A 20,928-nucleotide genomic window follows, 5' to 3' on the forward strand; every position below is an offset into this window, starting at 1 on the left:
TCGTCCCCTCCCGGCCGGCACGCTTCGTGGCTCCCCTCCCGGCACGTCTCGTGCCTCCGCTTCCGGTCCGCCCATGGCGGTCCGTTCGCCGCCGGTCGCCGGCCCTCCCGTCGTCGTCACAGCGGCACCGGCTTTCCGTCGCTCCATGCGGCGTGCGGGACGAAGCCGCGGTGGCCGCACTCGCCGAAGACCGTCAGCGGGCCGTCGGCGGACATGGCCAGCAGCCTCCACATTGCTCCGGCGGCCGTCCCCGGCGCGACGGGCACAGCGTGCTCCTCCGAGGCGGCGGCCAGCTGCCAGACCGGCTCGCCGAGCGGACCCGACGGCCCCGCCCCCGACTCCGGCGGCACCGGGACCACCTCCCGCAGCACGCACGGCCAGCCCTCCAGCCACGGGTCGCCGCGCAGCGCCGCCGCGTACGCCGCCAAGGCGTCGGGTATGTCCTCGCCCGGCGGCACGAAGCCGGGCAGCGGGGGCCCGTGCCGCTCACCGAGCGCCGCCCGCAGCGGACTGCCGCCGCGGTAGAACGCCAGCTCGGCGTCCAACGTCGCCCCCACCGGCAGCGCCAGTTCGGGGGCCCGCCCGCTCACGCCGTACGAGAGCAGCAGCGCGTGCCGGCCGGAGGCGCGGCCGTACAGCCAGATACGGCGGACCGTCAGACGGCCCTCGTCCGTGTCGTGCTGGGCGAGCACCAGCCACTCGTCCCGCGACAACGCCGTCTCGTCGTCGAGCAGTTCCGCCGCCTCGACCGTCAGGCCCACCCGGGAGCGGACCGTCTCGGCGAGGGGCGCGGGCAGCGCGCCGGCGCCCGCCCAGCCGCGGGCCAGCAGATGCAGCAGCGCGCACTCGGCCAGCAGCCGTCCGGGCCAGCCCTCGCCCGAGCCGACGACGGCCCCCAGCTCCCGTATCCGGCCGGCCAGGCCCGGAGCCTGCGCGTCGACCATGCGGGCGGCCATCTCCTCCCACGGCGCGTACCCCGCCTGTTCCGCGCCCGCGAGGCCGCCGCGCAGCAGGTCCGCCAGCCGCTGTTCCAACTCCTCGGTGCCGGCGGTGACACGGGCCGCCCGCTGCTCCGCACGCCGACGGGCGGCCTCGGCCCGCGCGCCGCCGCCCCCAGGCCCGCCGGCCCCCTCGGCGGTCCCCTCCGCCCCGGCGTCCTGCCCCGTTCCGGCTCCGGCCGCCGGGGCGGCAGCCTTCGCCTGCGCCTTCTTCTGCGCCCGCTGCCGGCGCCCCTCCAGCCACTCGCCCGCCCAGTCCGGTGGCGTGCCGCCGTCCGGGACGGCCGTCTCGTCCTGCGCCCACAGCAACAGCAGCGCCAGCGCGTGCTTGCAGGGGAACTTCCGGCTCGGACACGAGCATTTGTAGCCGGGGCCCTGGCCCCCCTCCATGTCCACCACCGTCTGGTACGGCTTGCTGCCGCTGCCCTTGCACAGCCCCCACACCGCGCCGTCACCCGCCCCCGCGAGGGACCACGGACCGGGCGTGGCCAGCTTGCCCCCGGCCTTGCGTGACGCCGCGTCTGGCGCCAGCGCGCTTACCTGCTCCGCCGTCCAGCGGACCGCTTGTCCACCCATGCCCGAAACGGTAGGCGCGGGCACTGACAACGCCCCCTCGCTCGCCGCCCAACTCGTCGTCACCGCAGGTCAACACGGGTTCCGGGGCGATTGTCAGTGGCGGGGTGCACAGTGGTTCACGGATCGGCCGGGCGCCGCGGCGCCGGGGTCTCTTCCTTGGCCCCATCCATGTCTTCTTCCGTTGTCGAGCCCTGCGCTGAGGGGGAGTTGTGACCGAGAGCCATGACGCGGAGCAGGCTGCGCTGCGCCCGCACGCCGAGGACGCCTTCGCGGACGAGCTGGCGGCACTCGCCGAGGCCGACGACCGTCCGCGGCCCGCGCGGTGGCGGCTGTCGCCGTGGGCGGTGGCGACCTACCTCCTCGGCGGTGAACTGCCCGGCGGCAAGGTCATCACGCCCAAGTACGTGGGGCCGCGCCGCATCATCGAGGTCGCCGTCAGCACCCTGGCCACGGACCGGGCGCTGCTGCTCCTCGGCGTCCCCGGCACGGCCAAGACGTGGGTGTCGGAACACCTGGCGGCGGCCGTCAGCGGGGACTCCACACTGCTGGTCCAGGGCACGGCCGGCACGGCGGAGGAGGCCATCCGCTACGGATGGAACTACGCCCAGCTGCTCGCCCAGGGCCCCAGCCGCGCGGCGCTGGTGCCGAGTCCGGTGATGCGGGCGATGTCCGAGGGCATGACGGCACGGGTCGAGGAGCTGACCCGTATCCCGGCGGACGTGCAGGACACCCTGATCACGATCCTGTCCGAGAAGACGCTGCCGATCCCCGAACTGGGCGAGGAGGTGCAGGCGGTCCGCGGTTTCAACCTCATCGCCACGGCCAACGACCGCGACCGGGGGGTCAACGACCTGTCCAGCGCGCTGCGCCGCCGCTTCAACACGGTGGTGCTTCCACTGCCGGAGACGGCCGAGGCGGAGGTCGAGATCGTCGCACGCCGGGTCGGGCAGCTCGGCCGCTCCCTGGACCTGCCGCCCGCGCCCGAGGGGCTCGACGAGATCCGCCGGGTCGTCACCGTCTTCCGCGAGCTGCGGGAGGGCGTCACCGACGACGGCCGCACCAAGCTCAAGTCCCCCTCGGGCACGCTGTCCACGGCCGAGGCCATCTCCGTGGTCACCGGGGGCCTCGCGCTGGCCGCGCACTTCGGCGACGGGGTGCTGCGCGCGAGCGACGTGGCCGCGGGCATCCTCGGCGCCGTGGTCCGCGACCCGGCATCGGACCAGGTGATCTGGCAGGAATACCTGGAGGCGGTCGTGCGCGAGCGCGACGGCTGGAAGGACTTCTACCGCGCCTGCCGAGAGGTGTCCGCATGACGGCTGTGCGCCAGGAGGCGGCGGGCCCCCTGCTGCTGGGGGTGCGGCACCACGGCCCCGGCTCGGCCCGCGCCGTACGGGCGGTGCTGGAGGCGTACGAGCCGCGCTGTGTCCTCATCGAGGGGCCGCCGGAGGGGGACGCGGTGGTCGGGCTGGCGGGGGACGAGGCCATGGTGCCCCCGGTGGCGCTGCTCGCCCACGCGGTCAACGAGCCGGGCAGGGCGGCCTTCTGGCCACTGGCCGAGTTCTCACCGGAATGGGTGGCGATCCGCTGGGCCGTGGAACGCGGCGTGCCCGTCCGTTTCGTCGACCTGCCGGCGGCCCACACGCTCGCCATGAGCGAGGGGGAGGGCGAACCGCAGGAGGAGGGGGGCAAGACGGTCCCCGGCGGCACCGACGGGGGTGGTGCCGCCGGGGACACCGGATCGGGAGCGGACGCCGACGGGGGAGTGCCGCAGCCGGGGCGGTCGGAGGAGGTGCGGCTCGACCCGCTGGCGGCGCTGGCCGAGGCCGCCGGCTACGACGATCCGGAACGCTGGTGGGAGGACGCGGTCGAGCACCGCCCAGGGCACCCGACCGGGGGCGGGGGCGGTGCGGTGGAGGCCGCCGCCGAGGGGGACGCCGGGAGCGGCCCGGGCCGGTACGGGGCGGCTGGGGGCGGGCACGGGGCCGCCCCTGACGGCCCGCACAGCGATGCCTACGGCGACCCGTACGAACCGTTCGCCGCGCTCGGGGAGGCCATGGCCGCACTACGGGCCGTGCACGGGGACGGCGGACACCACCGCGATCTGGTGCGCGAGGCCCATATGCGGCTGCGGCTGCGAGAGGCGCGCAAGGAGTTCGGGGACGCGGGCGTCGCCGTCGTCTGCGGAGCCTGGCACGTGCCGGCGCTCGCCGAAGCGGTCACCGTGACGGCGGACCGCCAGGCGCTCAAGGGCCTGCCCAAGGTGAAGACGGAGGTCACCTGGGTGCCGTGGACGCACAGGCGACTGGCACGCCAGTCCGGATACGGGGCCGGAATCGCCTCGCCCGGCTGGTACGGGCACCTGTTCTCCGCGCCGGACCGGCCGGTGGAACGGTGGCTGGTCAAGGTCGCCCAACTCCTGCGGGAAGAGGACTGGTCCGTCTCGTCCGCGCATGTGATCGAGGCCGTGCGGCTCGCCGGCACCCTGGCGGCGATGCGTGGCCGCCCGCTGGCCGGGCTGACGGAGACCACGGACGCGGTCCGCGCGGTGCTGTGCGAGGGCTCCGACGTCCCGTTGGAGCTGATCCGCGACAAACTCGTGGTCGGTGACGTGCTGGGCGAGGTCCCCGAGGGGGCACCGGCTGTACCGCTCCAGCGGGATCTGGCCCGCCAGCAGCGTGCCGTCCGGCTGAAGCCTGCCGCGGCCGAGCGGGAAGTCGACCTCGACCTGCGCAAGGAAACCGACACCGCGCGCAGCCGGCTGCTGCACCGGCTGCGGCTGCTGGACATCGGCTGGGGCGAGCCCGTCCGCTCCCGCACCGCCAGCACCGGCACCTTCCGGGAGAGCTGGCGGCTGTGCTGGGACCCAGAGCTGTCCGTCAGAGTGGCCGAGGCCGGGGTGTGGGGCACCACGGTCGAGGCGGCGGCCACGGCCAAGGCCCGGTCCGCGGCGACCGACCGGACCGACTGCACGCTCGCGGACATCACGACACTGGCCGAACAGTGTCTGCTGGCCAATCTGCCGGACGCGTTGCCCGTGGTGATGCGGGTGCTGGCCGACCGGGCGGCGCTGGAGTCCGACGTGGGCCACCTCGCCCAGGCGCTGCCGTCGCTGGTGCGCACCCTGCGCTACGGCGATGTGCGGGGCACCGACGCGGGGGCGCTGGCCGCGGTCGCCGACGGGATGGCGGAGCGGATATGCGTGGGGCTGCCGCCGGCGTGCGCGGGCCTCGACGACGACGGCGCCCGCGCCATGCGCACCCATCTCGACGCGGCCCACCAGGCGGTCCAACTGCTCGCCCGCGACGAGCGGGACATGACGGGGGACGGCGCCGACGCGGGGAACGGCGAGGGCACCGGGGCCGATGGCCTCGTGAGGGCCGACGGTGCTGCTGGGGCTGATGGTGCCGACGGCAACGATGGCGGCGCTGCGAACGCTGGCGACGCCGGGAACCTTGGCAGCACCGGCGCGGGCGGCGTACCCGGCGGGCGGTGGCGGGTGGACGCCGGGCTGCTCGGCAGATGGCGGGGAGTGCTGCGGACGCTCGCGGAACGGGACCGCATACCGGGCCTGCTGCGGGGGCGCTGCGCCCGGCTGCTGCTGGACGACGGCCAGTTGACGGACGACGAGGCGGAGCGGCTGATGAGCCTCGTCCTCTCGCCGGGTACGCCGCCGGGTGAGGCCGCGAACTGGATCGAGGGCTTCCTGACGGGCGGCGGGATGCTGCTCGTCCACGACGGGCGGCTGCTCGCACTGGTCGACCGGTGGCTGACGGGTGTCCCGCAGGACGCGTTCACGGACGTGCTGCCGCTGCTGCGGCGGACGTTCGCGGAGTTCGAGGCCGGGGTGCGCCGCACACTCGGCGAGCTGGTCCGGCGTGGTGCGGGGGCCGGCCCGTCGAGCGGGACCGACACGGGGGACGGGCTGCCCGGGTTCGGGCCCGGGCTCGACGAGCAGCGGGCGGAGGCGGCGCTGGAGACGGTCCGGCTGTTGCTCGGCGCACCGGACGGTGTTGGGGGCATGCCGGACCACCGAAGCCCGTACAGCGCGTCGCGGGCGGACACCTCCCCGGCGGACACCTCGCGGGCGGCCACGGCGCGGAACGCAGGGCACGGCATGGAGGAGGCGGCGACGCGGGGCGCGGGACACGGCGGCGGGCAGACCGTGGGGCGGGGCGCACCGCGCGGCACTGGGCGGACCGCGACGCGGAGTGCGCGGGACGGCGGGCGGGAGGCGCCGCCCGAGCGGGGGCCCGAAGGGGAGTACGAGGGGGAGCACGGGGTGAGGGAGGTGCACGCATGACGGTGCGCGAGGAGCACGAAGTGGCGGCCACCGGCCCGGAGGCCGAACGGCTGCGGCGCTGGCGCCTGGTGCTCGGCGGGGGCGCGGCGGACGGCACCGGCTGTTCGCTGGGTGCCTCGGACAGCGGTATGGACCGCGCGCTGGAGGCGGTCTACGGGGGTGACGGCCACGGCGGCGGGAGCGGCGGTGCCCGGGGCGGTGGGCGGCCGGGCGGCCGGAGCGGCGGTCTGGGGGCCTCGGCGCCGCACGTCTCCCGCTGGCTGGGGGACATCCGTACCTACTTCCCCAGTTCCGTGGTGCAGGTGATGCAGCGGGACGCGATCGACCGGCTGGGGCTCTCCTCGCTGCTGCTGGAGCCGGAGATGCTGGAGGCCGTCGAGCCGGATGTGCATCTGGTGGGCACGCTGCTGTCGCTCAACAGGGCGATGCCGGAGACCAGCAGGGAGACGGCGCGGGCTGTGGTGCGCAAGGTCGTCGCCGAGCTGGAGAAGCGGCTGGCGGCGCGGACCCGCTCGACGCTCACCGGGGCACTGGACCGGTCCGCGAAGGTGAACCGGCCCCGGCACCGGGACATCGACTGGGACCGCACCATCCGCGCCAACCTCAAGAACTATCTGCCCGAGCAGGGGACGATCGTGCCGGAGCGGCTGATCGGTTACGGGCGGGCGGCCCAGGCGGTCAAGAAGGACGTCATCCTCTGCATCGACCAGTCGGGTTCGATGGCGTCGTCCGTCGTCTACGCCTCGGTCTTCGGCGCCGTGCTGGCGTCGATGCGGACGCTGGACACGCGGCTGGTCGTCTTCGACACCAGCGTCGTGGACCTCACGGAGGAGCTGGACGACCCGGTGGACGTGCTCTTCGGGACGCAGCTGGGCGGCGGTACGGACATCAACCGTGCGCTGGCCTACTGCCAGTCGCGGATCAGCCGTCCGGCGGAGACGGTGGTGGTGCTGATCAGCGATCTGTACGAGGGCGGGATACGGCAGGAGATGCTCAAACGGGTGGCGGCGATGAAGGCGGCGGGTGTGCAGTTCGTCACCCTGCTCGCCCTGTCGGACGAGGGGGCGCCCTCCTACGACCGGGAGCACGCCGCCGCGCTCGCGGCGCTGGGGGCTCCCGCGTTCGCCTGCACCCCGGACCACTTCCCGGAGGTGATGGCGGCGGCCATCGAGAAGCGTCCGCTTCCGGTGCCGGAGTGAGCCGGGGGAGGGGTGTCCCGAAGGACCTGTGACCGTTGTCACCGCGTCTGTGTGAGGTGCGATTTAGGCAGTACACGCACGCAGAGCTAACCTGCAAGGCGGACATGCCGCGCGACCCGTGGACGCCGCGGCCCTGCGGCACGCCCACGCTGACAACGACCGCGAGACCACTGATTAAGGGGACGGACGCGCGTGGACCTGTTCGAGTACCAGGCGAAGGACCTCTTCGCCAAGCATGACGTACCGGTGCTGGCCGGTGAAGTCATCGAGACACCTGAGGCGGCGCGCGAGGTGACCGAGCGGCTCGGTGGCCGGGCGGTCGTCAAGGCGCAGGTCAAGACCGGTGGCCGTGGCAAGGCCGGCGGTGTGAAGCTGGCCTCCGACCCGGCGGACGCGGTCGAGAAGGCCGGTCAGATCCTGGGCATGGACATCAAGGGCCACACGGTCCACAAGGTGATGCTGGCCGAGACCGCCGACATCGCGGAGGAGTACTACGTCTCCTTCCTCCTCGACCGCACCAACCGCACCTTCCTGGCCATGGCGTCGGTCGAGGGCGGCATGGACATCGAGGAGGTCGCCGCCACCAAGCCGGAGGCGCTGGCCAAGATTCCGGTGGACGCGATCGAGGGCGTCACCGAGGCGAAGGCCCGTGAGATCGCCGAGGCCGCGAAGTTCCCGTCCGAGCTGGTCGACCAGATCGCGGACGTCCTGGTCAAGCTGTGGGACGTCTTCGTCAAGGAGGACGCCCTCCTCGTCGAGGTGAACCCGCTGGTCAAGACCGCCGACGGCAAGATCATCGCGCTGGACGGCAAGGTGTCGCTCGACGCCAACGCCGACTTCCGCCAGCCCGAGCACGACGCCCTCGAGGACAAGGCCGCCGCGAACCCGCTGGAGGCCGCGGCCAAGGCCAAGGGCCTCAACTACGTCAAGCTCGACGGCCAGGTCGGCATCATCGGCAACGGCGCGGGCCTGGTCATGTCCACCCTCGACGTCGTCGCGTACGCGGGTGAGAAGCACGCCAACGTCAAGCCGGCCAACTTCCTCGACATCGGTGGCGGCGCCTCCGCCGAGGTGATGGCCAACGGTCTGGAGATCATCCTTGGCGACCCGGACGTCAAGTCCGTGTTCGTCAACGTCTTCGGCGGCATCACCGCCTGCGACGCGGTGGCCAACGGCATCGTGCAGGCGCTGGAGCTGCTCAAGTCCAAGGGCGAGGACGTCACCAAGCCGCTGGTCGTGCGTCTCGACGGCAACAACGCCGAGCTGGGCCGCAAGATCCTGACCGACGCGGCGCACCCGCTGGTGCAGCAGGTCGACACGATGGACGGCGCGGCCGACAAGGCCGCCGAGCTGGCCGCCAAGTAAGCCCGGACGAGACCGAACGAGGACACCGACACACCATGGCTATCTTCCTCACCAAGGAGAGCAAGGTCATCGTCCAGGGGATGACCGGCTCGGAGGGCCAGAAGCACACCAAGCGGATGCTGGCCTCCGGCACCAACATCGTCGGCGGCGTCAACCCGCGCAAGGCGGGCACGACCGTGGACTTCGACGGCACCGAGGTGCCCGTCTTCGGCGGCGTCAAGGAGGCGATGGAGAAGACCGGTGCGGACGTCACCGTCATCTTCGTCCCGCCGAAGTTCGCCAAGGACGCCGTCGTCGAGGCGATCGACGCGGGCATCGGCCTGGCCGTCGTGATCACCGAGGGCATCGCCGTCCACGACACCGCCTACTTCTGGGACTACGCATGCCAGAAGGGCAACAAGACGCGGATCGTCGGCCCGAACTGCCCGGGTCTGATCACCCCCGGCCAGTCGAACGCGGGCATCATCCCGTCCGACATCACCAAGCCGGGCCGCATCGGCCTGGTCTCCAAGTCGGGCACGCTGACGTACCAGATGATGTACGAGCTGCGTGACATCGGCTTCTCCACCTGCGTCGGCATCGGCGGTGACCCGGTCATCGGCACCACCCACATCGACGCCCTCAAGGCGTTCGAGGCCGACCCGGAGACGGACCTGATCGTCATGATCGGCGAGATCGGCGGCGACGCCGAGGAGCGTGCGGCGGACTTCATCAAGGAGCACGTGACCAAGCCGGTCGTCGGCTACGTCGCGGGCTTCACCGCCCCGGAGGGCAAGACGATGGGCCACGCCGGCGCCATCGTCTCCGGCTCCTCCGGCACCGCGCAGGCCAAGAAGGAGGCCCTGGAGGCCGCGGGCGTCAAGGTCGGCAAGACCCCGTCCGAGACCGCGCGTCTGGCCCGGGAGCGGCTCACCGCCTGAGCCTTCGCCGACGCGACCGGCGCACCGCGCACCACACGCGCGGTGCCGCCGTGAAGCAGGCACCGCATGACGGGCCCGCACCCCGCGAGGGTGCGGGCCCGTCAGCTGTTCGGGCCGCCGCCGCGTCCGGGCGCGTGACTGCCGCCGGGGCCCGGCGTGCCGCCGCCGGGTCCGTGGGTCCGGCCCGCCGCCGGTCGTGTGCCCGCCGCCCGGCCCGCTTCCGTCGCCCTGCCGTCGCCCGCGGCCGGTACGCGAGGGGCCGCGGTGCCCGGCCGCCCGGCCGTGGGGCCCCGCCCGGCCGCGGAGCCCCGGGGGGTTGCGGGCGGCTCGCCGGCCGGCGCGGTGCTTCCGGCCGCGGGGCCCTGGGACGTTGCCGTACCGCGCCCCTTGTCGGTGCCGGTGCCGCTGCTGCCCGGGGAACGGCCGGTCGCGGTGCCGCCCCCGCTGCCGGCGCCCGGACCGGTGGTCGCGTTGCGGGCTGCCGTCGTACCGCTGCCGCTGCCGCCGCTGCCGGTGTGCGCCGCCGTGCCGTTGTGCGCGGCCGGGGCCGGGCCGGTCGCCGTACCGGTGCCTGTCGCCGCACCGTTGCCGGTCGCGGGACTGCCGTCGGCGGCGGGTCCGCCGTCCCCTGCCGACCCGTCGGTCGTCGCCGGGCCGCTGCCGATCGGTGTGCTGTGCGCGTTCCTCGGTGACGACGACAGGAAGTCGTCCAGGTCCACGCGTTCGTTGGAGGAGCGCAGCTGCGGCAGGTAGGCGTGGCCGGCCGTTCCGCCGTGCCGGGAGCGGTGGTCCGCGCCCCGCCCCCCATCACTCGTACGAGTGGTTGTGGCGTTCGGCCGGCCCGGGTAGGTCGCCGGAGCGAACGTACGTGGCACCTGCGCCGGGCTCTCCAGCGGGCGGCCGGTGTCCGTCGTCATCAGGGTGAACGCCGTCGCCGCCGTCACCGTCGCCGTCAGCCCCACCGAGGCCCGCGTCCAGCGCCGCGTCGTCCGCAGACTGCCCTGCCGCACCATCTGCGGCGGCACCGGACGCACCGGCTGGGCGACGGCCAGCTCCCGCAGCGTCCGCGTCACCACCGCCCCGCGCCGCACCAGCGGCGTCTCCCGCAGCGCCGGCCAGCTCTCCTCCAGCGCCGCCCGGCCGTTCCGCACCCGGCCCGCCGCCGCCTGCGTGCTGCACTCCACCTCCGCCGCGGTCTCCGGCAGCGTCAGCCCCAGCCCGTAGTGCAGCAGAAGCGCCGCACGGTAGCTGCGCGGCAGCGCCAGGAACGCCTCCAGCACCGCACGGTCCTCCGGGGGACCCGGATACGCGTCCGGCGCACGGTGTCCCGGATGGAACTGGTGCCACGGCGAGAGCGCGTACTCGTAGACCCCCGCCCGCACCGTCCGCGTCGGATCGCCCTCCGCCACCACCTTCGGCCAGTGCTGCCACGCCTGGTGGAACGCCCAGCGCACCGCCCGCTCCGCCACCCGCCGGTGCCCGCTCAGCAGGAACGCCTGCCGGGTGAGGGCGCGCGCCTGCCACAGATACAGCTCGTCGAACGCCGTCACCGGGTCCGACGGCAACGGGTGGGGCGGCACCGCCGTCCGGACGAAGTCCTCCACGGGGCCCGCCAGCGCCGGGGCGACCGTCACGGAAGGTTCCGGCTCCCGCCGCGGGGCCGGGGCAGTCACCCGTGGTGGCGGAGGGCCGTCGGGCCGCGGTTCGCTGCGGGGCGCGGGCGCCGTCGCGGTGCCGCCGGTCCCGTCCCCCCTCGCCCCGGCCGGCCCCGGCACCGCCGCCTCCCCGGTGCTTCCGCCCGCGGGCATGGGCACGGCCGCCTCCGCCGGTGCCTCCGCCCCCGGGGCCTGCGGCGCGGTACGGGCGGAGTCCTCCGGCGGAGAGCCGTCCGAGCCGTCGCCGGTGTCGTCCGGGCTGCTGCCGGTGTCGTCCGGGCTGCCGGAGCCGGCCGGGTTCACGGAGTCGGGTGCGTTGTCCGTGTCGGCTGTGGTGTCTGTGTCCGGGGATGGGTCTGGGGCTGCTTCTGTGGTGCCCGTCGGGCCGTCCGTGTCGGCGGTTTCGGCCGGGTCGGCGGTGTCAGCCGTGTCGTTTGTTTCGGCCGTGTTGGTCGGGTCGTCTGTGTCTGCGATGTCGGACGGGTCGTCTGTGCCTGCCGTGGCGGTCGTGCTGTCGGGGACGTCCGGTGCCGTGCCCGCCGACTGGTCCTCGGCTGCCGTGCGGAACTTCTGGTCCTCAGCCGTGGGGGATTGCGGGTCCGGGGCGGCGGCCTGCGGTTCGTCCGGTGCCGTGACGGCCGACTCGTCGGATGCCGCATCCGGTGTGGCTTCCTCCTGTAGGGCCGGAACCGGGGTCGGGGCCGTCGCCGCGTCCGGTGTGGCGGCCTCCTTCTGCGGTGCCTCGGCCGGTACGGAGGCCGGTTCCTCGGCCGGTACGGAGGCCGGTGCCTCGGCCCGCGCCTCGGCCGGTCCGTCGGTCGGCTCCCCGGCCGGGTGGTTGCTGGTCGGGGCGGTCGTCGCCGTGGTGGGGGATGCCCTTTCGGCGGGTTTCCTGCGGGCTGCGCGCGGTGTCGTGGATGTGCCGGGCTGCCGACGGCCGGCTTCGGCGGCCTTGGTGCCCTTGGTGTTCCGGTCGCTCCCGCTGCTCCTGCCCGACTTGCCGGATTTACCACCGGTCTTGGTCTGCTGTCCGTTCTTCCTGCGGCTCCCGCTCTTCGCGGGGTTCGCGGAACCCTCGGGGGCCCCGGAGGGCGAGGCCGTGGGTTTCCGGGACTTCGCGGGTTTCCGACGTGCCTTTCCGTCCTCCGGCGCGGCGGACGCGGCGGGGGTGGAGGCGTCGTCGGCGGGGCTGTCGGGGCTGGAGGAAGAGCGCATACCCCTTAGCTTGTGCGACACAGCGACAAAAACGGTGCTACTAGGGCAAAACGGGTGTTCTTGGCAGCATGGCGCTGTGAGCCAATTGACGCACCGCGGTCCGTCGTTGTCCTCGGGCCGCGGCCAGCCCCACGCCCTGCCCCTCACCAGCGGATGGCTGCTGGGCGGTGCCGTGGCCGCCGGGCTCGGACTCGGCGCGTTCGCGGTCGTCGTCCTGCTGCTGTGGACGGTCTCCCCGTACACCGCGAGCGACGCGTCCGGCGCCCTGCACACGGCGACGCACATGTGGCTCCTGGCGCACGGTGCCGTACTGGTACGGCACGAAACGCTCTCCGGGACGCCCGCCCCCGTGGGGGTGACCCCCCTGCTGCTGACGGCGTTGCCCGTGTGGCTGCTGTGGCGGGCCACCCGGGAGGGCATGGACACGCGGGCAGCCGCCGGGGCCGGACACGGCGCCACAGCGGTCGCCGGCTGGGTCTCCGGGGGCTACCTCCTGGTCACCGCCGCCGCCGTCGCCTATGCCTCCGGCGGGCCCGTCGAGGCCGAACCGCTCGGCACTGCCTGGCGGCTCCCGCTGTTCGTCGCGGCGGTGACGGGGCTGTGCGCACTCCACCACACCCGGCGCCGCGCCGTCGTGGAGGCGTGGGCCGCGGTCTCCGCGCGGCTTCCCGAAGCGCCCCGGGCCCGGCTCTCCGGCGTCCGACGGCTCCTCACCCGCTCCCGCGTCGTCGTCGCCGTGCAGGCGGGCGGCGCCGCGGTCGTCGTCCTGTGCGCGACGGGCGCCTTCCTGCTCCTCGTCGCGCTGATGTGGGACCTGGGGGCCGTCCTCCGTGCCTTCCCGGCGCTGACCGGGAGCGCGTCGGGCCGGCTCTCGCTGCTCCTGCTCACCGTGGCGCTGCTGCCCAACGCCGTACTGTGGGCCACCTCCTACGGGCTGGGACCGGGCTTCACGCTCGGTGGCACCGGCGTCGTCAGCCCGCTCGCCACCACCGGAAACCCGCACCTGCCGCCGTTCCCGCTGCTGTCCGCCGTCCCCGACGACGGTTCGGGCGGCGTCCTGGCGTGCTGCGCGGCGGCGGTGGTCCCCCTGCTGGGAGGGCTGATGTGCGGCTGGTGGGTGGGACGGTCACCGGTGGCCGACCGCCCCGTGCCGCCCGGCCCGCACATCGAGGAGGCGGACGGCGCCGGTACCGCGGACGCGGGCGGCCCGGCCGCTGCCGAGCATCTTTCCGCCGGGGAAGCCGCGCCCGCGCGTGCCGCCCAGGCCACCGACTGGCCCGCCGTCATGGTGACGGTGACGCTCGCGGGACTGCTGTGCGGTGCCGTCCTGGCGTTCCTGGCAGCCGTCGCCGGCGGCCCGCTCGGCACCGGAGTGCTCGGACATCTGGGCCCCTCCTGGTGGCAGACGGGCGGCGCGGCCTGCGGGTGGCTGATCGTCGTCGGCCTGCCGACCGCGTGGTGGACGCGCTGGTGGGCCGGGCACACCGCGCGCAGGGCCGCGCTCGCCGCGACGCGCGCGGCACAGGCGGCGGCGGACGCGGCGGCGGGGCACGGCCCGGATGCGGCGTGGTACACGGACGAGGCACGCCGCGCCCGCTGGTCGGCGATGAAGGCCGCGTCCGGCGGGCTGATGGCTTCCTTCGAACCGGCCCCGCCACGGGACCCCGCGTTCTACGCGGGCTCCGAGGAGAACGCCACCGCTGACGACGCGAACGGCACCGGGGCCGGCGCGAGCGGCACGGGGTCGGGCGCGCCCGGCGGCGGCGAAACCGGCACCTCGGGTGCCGAGCCCTCCGAGACGGACCGTGCCGGGGCACCCTCGGACGGCACGACGCCCGGGGCGCCGACCTCCACCGGGGCGCCCCCGGACGACGCGGCCGGTGGCGAGCCGACCCGTGACGATGCGGCCCCGGGGTGCACGTCCCCTGACGGCACCGGCCCCGACGGCACGCTCTCCGACGGCACGCCCTCCGAGGGCGCGTCCCCGGAGGGCACTCACTCTCGGCGTACCGGTCCCGGTGGCCTGGCCCCCGACGGTACGGCCACTGGCGGTACGGACCCCAACGGCATGGCCTCCAACGAACTGGCCGCCGACGCCCCGGCCCCCCGCGAGGTGGTCCAGGACGGCGTAACCCACCCCGACTCGGCCGGCAACGACGTACCCCGCGACACCACGCCCCCCGACGCCGCACCGGCGTCCGCCCACACGTACGACACCGGGCATCCGGAGGGCGGCACCTGCCCCACCACCGGCTCCGAGCACGAAGCCGGCGCTCACCCGGCGCGTCCCGGCGCCGACGTCCCCGGCGACGGGGCGTCACCGGTACCCCGCACGAACGGCACGGGCGGTGCCCCAACCGAAGCGGCCCGGCCCGCAGCTCACCCGCAGACAGCCGCTCCGCCGGAAACTGCAAGCCCCGAAGCCACCCAGTCCGAAGCCGCACCACCCGGTGCTGCTCATCCCGGTGCCGCACCACCCGGTGCTGCTCACCCCGGTGCTGCTCATCCCGGTGCCGCACCACCCGGTGCTGCTCACCCCGGTGCCGCACCACCCGGTGCGACCCACCCCGGTGCTGCCCACCCCGGGGCCGCCCAACCCGGCGCCGCTCCACCCCAGGCCGCCGCACCCGGGGTCGCCCCGTCAGAAGCCGTCCCGCGCGACGACGGGCCAGGCGCGGCGCCCGACGGAGACCCCACGGGCGGAACCCGCCCGTAAGCGGACCGCTCCGTAAGCGGAACTGCCAGGTAACAGAACCCCGCAAGAAAGCCCCGTAAGCAGAACCCGCAAGAAACCTGAAGGCGTCAGCACGCCGCCCGCTCAGCCGCCAACGACACCGCCGCCCCACCCACACGCCACGGCCCCCCACCGGGCGCCGCGCGCGCCACCCACACACCCGTACCGCCCCAACCGGGCGCCGCGCGCCACCACACACCACCGCCCCACCGGCGCCGTGCGCCACCCACACACCTGCACCGCCCCCAACGGCGCTACCCGCCGCCCCGAACAGGGCACCGGGCGCGGCCCTCAACGGAGCGTCATCGCCACCGGAGCGCCACCCCCAACCAGGCGCCGCGCGCCACCCCCACACCCGTACCGCCCCAACCGGGCGCCGCACGCCCCAAATCGTGCGCCGTGCACCACCCCAACCGGAGCGTCACCCTCAACGTGCGTCGCCGCCGCTCTCAACGCACGCACAGCGGGCGGACCCACCCCGATTCACCCCACCCCACCAGGGACAGGACGAGCCGTCCCTCAGCGGTTCTCCAGGAAGGGGCGGAGCTCTTCGGGGAGGTGGCGCTTGCAGTCGTCGCGGGAGGACTGGGTGAGGGCGTCGTTCTGGCAGGCGAAATAGTCGCTGTAGGTGAACTGGAACGCGTAGGTCGACGCGACGATCACCAGTGTCAGGCCGGCGGCGACCAGTCCGCTGGTGGCGGCGGTCCGCTTGGCCTTGGCGGCCTGTGCGGGTGTCACCGCGAGGGGGATCGGGGGCCTGCCCGCGGTGTCCTGGCGGTGTTCCGGGCTGCGGTCCGTGCCGGCGACGTCCTCCGCGGTGGCGGTCACACCGCGGTGCCGTTTGCCGCCCTTGGACCTGTCGGCCGAGGCCGCGGACCTGGGCTGTTTGCCGCGCAGTGCGTTGATCCCCCAGTACAGGGAGAGCGCCCCGAGGAGGAGGGCGACCTCGGGGACGCTGAGCAGGGCGAAGAAGAGGCCCCAGATGCCGGCGTGCAGGGAGTAGCGGGCGTGCCGTTGCAGCGGGTCGGTCGGGTCCCAGCGCATGCCGCGGGGGCCTCCGGGACCGCCGCCGGGCTGGCCGGGCCCGCCCGGTCCGCCGGGGCCCGAGGGGCCGCCCGGCTGTCGGCCGCCGCCCTGCCAGCCGCCACCGCCGTCCTGCCGGCCGGGCTGGCGGCTGCTCCACTGGCTGCCCCACACCGGCGGTTCCGTCTTCTTGTCGGGTGCCCCGCCGGGGGAGTCGCCCGTCCCGTGGCCCTCGTCCCGGCCGTTGCCGTCACCGTCGCCGCTGCCGCCGGTGTCCGGAGTGCGGCCCCCGGCCGTCCCCCGCTGGTCCGCACCGGCCCGGCGGGGACCCTTGCCGTGGCTGCCCTGGCCGCCGCCCTGGCTGCCGTGGCCGCCCTGCCCGTCGGGGCCTTGGGAGGCGGCGCCCCAGTGCGGTGCGCGCGGCTGCCACGGCTGGTCCGGCTGCCCCTCCGGTGGCGGCGCGAAGGGGTTCTCCTCGCGCGAGGTGCTGTCGGATGCGGCCGTACGGCGGCGTCGGTCGGTCATCTGGTGTGTGTCTTCCTCGTCGCTCCGCGTCGCTTGCACGGCCCTGCGGTTCCCGGGCCCCACGGGGCCCGAGGAGACCGTGTCCCTGACGCTACCTTCCGCATGCGCCCCCGTCCCGTGGGGCCGATCCGAGGGCCGGTATCGTTGCCGACGGTCGGACGCTTCGTAGAGTTCCCCGGAATCTTCGGGTCCACGTACTTGTGCGACCACACAATCCGGCCCGACCGCTGTATTCCGCCCCCGCCCGTCTCCCGCGAGAGAGAGCACCGTCGTGGACGCGTCGTCCTTCCGTCCCGCCTCCCCCGTGCGCCTCGTCGTCCTGGTCTCCGGTTCCGGAACCAACCTCCAGGCCCTGCTCGACGCCGTGGCCGATCCCGACGTCGAGACCCCGTACGAGATCGTCGCCGTGGGGGCCGACCGCACCGGCATCGAGGGGCTGGCGCGGGCCGAACGGGCCGGGGTGCCCACGTTCGTGTGCCGGGTGCGGGACTTTCCCACCCGCGAGGAGTGGGACACCGCGCTGGCCGGGGCGACGGCCGCGTACACGCCGGACCTGGTGGTCTCGGCGGGCTTCATGAAGGTCGTGGGGCCGGCGTTCCTGGCGCGCTTCGGCGGGCGGTTCCTCAACACCCACCCCGCGCTCCTCCCCAGCTTTCCCGGCGCCCACGGCGTGCGTGACGCGCTCGCGTACGGCGCGAAGGTGACCGGGTGCACCGTCCACTTCGTCGACGACGGCGTCGACACCGGGCCCGTGATCGCGCAGCGCGCCGTCGAGGTCCTGGACGAGGACGACGAATCCGCCCTGCACGAGCGGATCAAACAGGTCGAGCGACGGCTGCTCGTCGAGGTCGTGGGGCGTATCGCCCGTGACGGCTACACCTTCGAGGGGCCGAACAGGAGAAGGGTACGACTGGGTCATGAGTGAGACTGCTGCCGCCGCCGGCGCCAAGCGGCCGATCCGCCGCGCGCTGATCAGCGTGTACGACAAGACGGGGCTGGAGGAGCTGGCGCGCGGGCTGCACGCGGCCGGTGTGCAGCTCGTCTCCACCGGTTCGACGGCCGGCCGGATCGCGGACGCCGGGGTGCCGGTCACCCCGGTCGAGGAGCTGACGGGTTTCCCCGAGTGCCTCGACGGCCGGGTCAAGACCCTGCACCCGCGGGTGCACGCCGGCATCCTGGCCGACCAGCGTCTGGAGGACCACCGCCGGCAGCTGGGCGAGCTGGGCGTGGAGCCGTTCGAGCTCGTCGTCGTCAACCTGTACCCGTTCGCGGAGACCGTCGCCTCGGGCGCGTCCGACGACGAGTGCGTGGAGCAGATCGACATCGGCGGCCCGTCCATGGTGCGCGCGGCGGCCAAGAACCACCCCTCCGTGGCGGTCGTCGTCAACCCGGACCGCTACGGCGAGGTGCTGGCGGCGGTCGAGTCGGGCGGCTTCGACCTGGCTGCCCGCAAGCGGCTGGCCGGTGAGGCGTTCGGGCACACGGCGGCCTACGACGTGGCCGTGGCGGGCTGGTTCGCGCGGTACGCCGACGAGTCCGCAAAGGCCGGGGACGGCGAGGAGACGGGGCAGGACTTCCCCGGCTTCCTCGGTGCCGCCTTCGAGCGCAAGAGCGTGCTGCGGTACGGCGAGAACCCGCACCAGCCCGCCGCCCTCTACACCAGCGGGACCGGTGGCCTGGCCGAGGCGGAGCAGCTGCACGGCAAGGAGATGTCGTACAACAACTACGTCGACACCGAGGCCGCGCGGCGTGCCGCCTACGACCACGACGACCCGTGCGTGGCGATCATCAAGCACACCAACCCGTGCGGTATCGCGGTCGGTGCCGATGTGGCCGAGGCGCACCGCAAGGCGCACGCCTGCGACTCGCTGTCCGCCTACGGCGGCGTGATCGCCGTCAACCGGCCGGTCTCCCGGGAGATGGCCGAGCAGGTCGCCGAGATCTTCACCGAGGTCATCGTCGCGCCCGATTACGAGGACGGTGCGCTGGAGGCCCTCACCCGGAAGAAGAACATCCGGGTGCTGCGCTGCCCCGAGGCGCCCGCCGCGGCCGTCGAGTTCCGGCCGATCGACGGTGGCGGCCTCGCCCAGGCCAAGGACGCCTTCCAGGCCGAGGGCGACGACCCGGCCACCTGGACGCTGGCCGCCGGTGAGGCGCTGGGAGCCGACGAACTGGCCGAACTCGCCTTCGCCTGGCGGGCCTGCCGCGCGGTGAAGTCCAACGCCATCCTGCTCGGCAAGGACCGGGCCACGGTCGGGGTCGGCATGGGACAGGTCAACCGGGTGGACTCCGCCCGGCTCGCCGTCCAGCGCGCCGGTGAGGAGCGGGCGCGGGGCTCGTACGCCGCCTCCGACGCGTTCTTCCCGTTCCCGGACGGCTTCGAGGTGCTGGCCGAGGCGGGGGTGCGTGCGGTCGTGCAGCCGGGCGGCTCGGTCCGTGACGAGCAGGTCGTGGAGGCGGCGAAGAAGGCCGGCGTCACGATGTATCTGACGGGCACCCGCCACTTCTTCCACTGAGCCGGGCCGCCCCCTCCGCCGGGCGGACGCGTGCCGCGCGGGGGAGCGGGCCGGTGACGCACACGGAAACGGGCCGGGCCCCCTCTCGCCGGAGAGGGGGCCCGGCCCGTCGTGGAGTGCCGCACCGCGGGGGAGTGCGCCGGGTGCGGCGTCGGTGCTGCCGCAGGGTCAGTACTGCGGACGGTTGAACCACTGGCCGGCCGCGCTCACCGACAGGAAGACGATCGTCAGCACGGCGGTCGCCAGCCACAGCAGAGCGGCGAAGATCGAGCCGCCGGCCGCGGTGTCGTTCGCCATCTGGCCCAGCAGGCTCAGCAGCGGCAGCAGCGCGTTGACGGACGCGGCGATGATGCCGGTGATCCGGGTGCCGGAGCGGCCCTTGCCGAACATGGAGGCCGGCACGATGTGCAGCGCGGCCAGTCCGCCGAAGATCACGAAGAAGATCAGGGCGACGCCCAGTGCGGCACCGCCCGCGGCGCCGACGCCCGGGATGTCGTCGAGGGCGTCGTTGGCGGCCAGGCCGAGGATGAGGACGAGAACGGCGGAGAGCGCCCACAGCGATCCGGCGATGAACAGCAGCACGCGTGCGGTGACGACCTGGCCCGGCATGCTGACCGGCGGCTGCATCGGGCCGCCGCCCGGGTAGGCCGGCATGCCGCCGCCCGCCGGGTAGCCGTAACCGGGCTGCCCGCCGCCCTGCTGGGGGTAGCCGTAGGGGGCGCCCTGCTGCGGCGCCGAGTAGGGGTTGTTGGGGCTCTGACCGGGCTGCGGCGGGTAGCTCACGAGCGGTGTCCTCCGACGGTGTTGAGGGAGCGGATCGGGCCGAAACGACTCCGGAGAACCACGGACTGCCCTCAGCAATGACGCCTCCCCCGGTGACGGCGCCGCACCGCCGGCCCTCCCTGCACTGCCCGGCGCCGCTGCCCAATGGTGGTCGCACATGTGTGGGACTGTCCAGCCGCGTTTCCGTACTGTGGCGAATCCGCAACGCGTCGTCAGAGCGCCCGGAGGTGTCAGTGCGGCGGCTTCCTCACACCAATTGGCCTCCCAGTGCGGTCAGATGTCCCTCGTGCACCAGGTCGAAGCGGAGGGCGAAGCGCACCAGGGACTCGCGGACGGACCTGCCGCGGTCGGGGGTGTGCAGCCGCAGTTTGAGCCGCAGGTAGTCGATGTTCCAGGCGATGTCCGCGACGGTCACCTTCGGCCACACGGGACGGAGCCGGTCGGCCAGCTCCGTCAGATCGGGGACGGGTGCGGCCGGGTCGCCGGAGTGCAGGGCCGGCTCGCACAGTGCGGTGAGGACGAGGAAGTAGCGGCAGGTGTGGTCCAGGGGATAGGGGCGCGGGAAGGGGTCGAAGAGCCAGTCGGCCGTCTCCCCCGCGCCGGTTCCCGGGGCGCTCGCGGGCGGGCCGGTGCCGCTGCCGGCCGCCAGGTAGTCGTGGCGCGGCGCGAGCACGTCGAAACCGCAGCCGGGTCTGGACTCCTCGGCGCACAGCCGCACGCGTGCGAACTCGAAGGGGACCGGCGCATCCGCCCTGCCCGGCGCGACCCTGATGTGCTCCCCCGCGCCCTGGGGATTCTCGACGATGTAGGTCTGATCGGGGCTGAAGTTGGTCAGTGTCCAGAAGGCGCCCGTCGCGGTGATCTCCCCCGCCGCGCACGCCACCGCGGGGTGGGAGAGGGTCAGGCCGCCTCTTGCCGGTGCCGTGCGGCCGAAGCGCAGCGTGTGGCCCGGTTCGAGCCGGTGCTGCTCCTCGGGGCCCCGGCACCCGTCCTGGACGATGATCACGCTGAACACGTCCGGAACGCTACTGACTCACTGTTGCCGGTCACAACGGAGCGTAGGGGTTGCAAAGATGCACATGAACTTACCTTTGCCGTTCCGTTGCACGGGGCACGCCG

The 20,928-nt window shown here is 74.3% G+C and carries 13 protein-coding genes; 8 read left to right on the plus strand and 5 right to left on the minus strand.

The window, feature by feature from the left end:
* Positions 1 to 116: 116 nt before the first annotated feature.
* Positions 117 to 1,574 carry an SWIM zinc finger family protein gene (locus tag IO40_RS0119645; protein WP_031175828.1) on the minus strand — a complete coding sequence of 486 codons (1,458 nt, stop codon included), beginning with the start codon at positions 1,572 to 1,574 and terminating at the stop codon, positions 117 to 119.
* A 209-nt stretch (positions 1,575 to 1,783) separates the two neighbouring features.
* Between IO40_RS0119645 and IO40_RS0119650 the strand changes: the two genes are divergently transcribed.
* The 5 genes from IO40_RS0119650 to sucD all read left to right on the plus strand — a co-directional run bounded on the left by IO40_RS0119650 (position 1,784) and on the right by sucD (position 9,358).
* A complete protein-coding gene (locus tag IO40_RS0119650) occupies positions 1,784 to 2,887 on the plus strand; it encodes an ATP-binding protein (RefSeq protein WP_030407418.1) in 1,104 nt (367 codons plus the stop codon).
* Complete coding sequence (locus tag IO40_RS0119655) at positions 2,884 to 5,874, plus strand: DUF5682 family protein (RefSeq protein ID WP_033230148.1); 2,991 nt, start codon at positions 2,884 to 2,886, stop codon at positions 5,872 to 5,874. Before IO40_RS0119650 ends, IO40_RS0119655 begins: the two co-directional genes overlap by 4 nt.
* Complete coding sequence (locus tag IO40_RS0119660; protein WP_016473327.1) at positions 5,871 to 7,073, plus strand: VWA domain-containing protein; 1,203 nt, start codon at positions 5,871 to 5,873, stop codon at positions 7,071 to 7,073. Before IO40_RS0119655 ends, IO40_RS0119660 begins: the two co-directional genes overlap by 4 nt.
* A gap of 192 nt (positions 7,074 to 7,265) precedes the next feature.
* Positions 7,266 to 8,438 carry an ADP-forming succinate--CoA ligase subunit beta gene (gene sucC, locus IO40_RS0119665; protein ID WP_016473326.1) on the plus strand — a complete coding sequence of 391 codons (1,173 nt, stop codon included), beginning with the start codon at positions 7,266 to 7,268 and terminating at the stop codon, positions 8,436 to 8,438.
* A gap of 35 nt (positions 8,439 to 8,473) precedes the next feature.
* Positions 8,474 to 9,358 (plus strand): succinate--CoA ligase subunit alpha, encoded by an 885-nt coding sequence (gene sucD, locus IO40_RS0119670; RefSeq protein WP_016473325.1) that lies wholly within the window; start codon positions 8,474 to 8,476, stop codon positions 9,356 to 9,358.
* 101 nt (positions 9,359 to 9,459) lie between these two features.
* Here sucD and IO40_RS39465 read toward each other — a convergent pair whose 3' ends face one another.
* Entirely contained in the window at positions 9,460 to 12,228 is a 2,769-nt protein-coding gene (locus tag IO40_RS39465; RefSeq protein WP_051719330.1) for a sigma factor-like helix-turn-helix DNA-binding protein, read from the minus strand.
* A 76-nt stretch (positions 12,229 to 12,304) separates the two neighbouring features.
* On the opposite strand from IO40_RS39465, the gene IO40_RS37040 reads away from it, so the two are divergent.
* A complete protein-coding gene (locus IO40_RS37040; RefSeq protein ID WP_157846444.1) occupies positions 12,305 to 14,944 on the plus strand; it encodes a cell division protein PerM in 2,640 nt (879 codons plus the stop codon).
* 537 nt (positions 14,945 to 15,481) lie between these two features.
* Here the strand turns inward: IO40_RS37040 and IO40_RS0119690 are convergent.
* Complete coding sequence (locus IO40_RS0119690) at positions 15,482 to 16,510, minus strand: hypothetical protein (RefSeq protein WP_031175829.1); 1,029 nt, start codon at positions 16,508 to 16,510, stop codon at positions 15,482 to 15,484.
* A 271-nt stretch (positions 16,511 to 16,781) separates the two neighbouring features.
* Between IO40_RS0119690 and purN the strand changes: the two genes are divergently transcribed.
* Together purN and purH are read left to right on the plus strand one after the other, a co-directional pair.
* The gene (gene purN / locus IO40_RS0119695; protein WP_016473320.1) at positions 16,782 to 17,435 is read left to right on the plus strand and encodes a phosphoribosylglycinamide formyltransferase; all 654 of its coding nucleotides are present in this window, start codon (positions 16,782 to 16,784) and stop codon (positions 17,433 to 17,435) included.
* A complete protein-coding gene (gene purH, locus IO40_RS0119700; protein ID WP_016473319.1) occupies positions 17,428 to 19,026 on the plus strand; it encodes a bifunctional phosphoribosylaminoimidazolecarboxamide formyltransferase/IMP cyclohydrolase in 1,599 nt (532 codons plus the stop codon). Before purN ends, purH begins: the two co-directional genes overlap by 8 nt.
* A 168-nt stretch (positions 19,027 to 19,194) precedes the next feature.
* On the opposite strand, the gene IO40_RS0119705 is transcribed toward purH, so the two are convergent.
* Both IO40_RS0119705 and IO40_RS0119710 read right to left on the minus strand, forming a co-directional pair.
* Positions 19,195 to 19,809: a hypothetical protein gene (locus tag IO40_RS0119705; RefSeq protein WP_016473318.1), complete on the minus strand. Its 615-nt coding sequence runs from the start codon at positions 19,807 to 19,809 to the stop codon at positions 19,195 to 19,197.
* A gap of 247 nt (positions 19,810 to 20,056) precedes the next feature.
* Positions 20,057 to 20,824, minus strand: coding sequence for a hypothetical protein (locus tag IO40_RS0119710; RefSeq protein WP_031175830.1), 768 nt, complete (start codon positions 20,822 to 20,824; stop codon positions 20,057 to 20,059).
* Positions 20,825 to 20,928 lie beyond the last annotated feature (104 nt).

The organism is Streptomyces albus subsp. albus, from assembly GCF_000725885.1.
GTDB classification, from domain to species: domain Bacteria; phylum Actinomycetota; class Actinomycetes; order Streptomycetales; family Streptomycetaceae; genus Streptomyces; species Streptomyces albus.

Bases quoted from the DNA above. Each gene is read 5' to 3' on its own strand.
- IO40_RS0119645 (WP_031175828.1), bottom strand. From the start codon at position 1,574: ATGGGTGGACAAGCGGTCCGCTGGACGGCGGAGCAGGTAAGCGCGCTG.
- IO40_RS0119655 (WP_033230148.1), top strand. From the start codon at position 2,884: ATGACGGCTGTGCGCCAGGAGGCGGCGGGCCCCCTGCTGCTGGGGGTG.
- IO40_RS0119660 (WP_016473327.1), top strand. From the start codon at position 5,871: ATGACGGTGCGCGAGGAGCACGAAGTGGCGGCCACCGGCCCGGAGGCC.
- sucD (WP_016473325.1), top strand. From the start codon at position 8,474: ATGGCTATCTTCCTCACCAAGGAGAGCAAGGTCATCGTCCAGGGGATG.
- IO40_RS39465 (WP_051719330.1), bottom strand. From the start codon at position 12,228: ATGCGCTCTTCCTCCAGCCCCGACAGCCCCGCCGACGACGCCTCCACC.
- IO40_RS0119690 (WP_031175829.1), bottom strand. From the start codon at position 16,510: ATGACCGACCGACGCCGCCGTACGGCCGCATCCGACAGCACCTCGCGC.
- purH (WP_016473319.1), top strand. From the start codon at position 17,428: ATGAGTGAGACTGCTGCCGCCGCCGGCGCCAAGCGGCCGATCCGCCGC.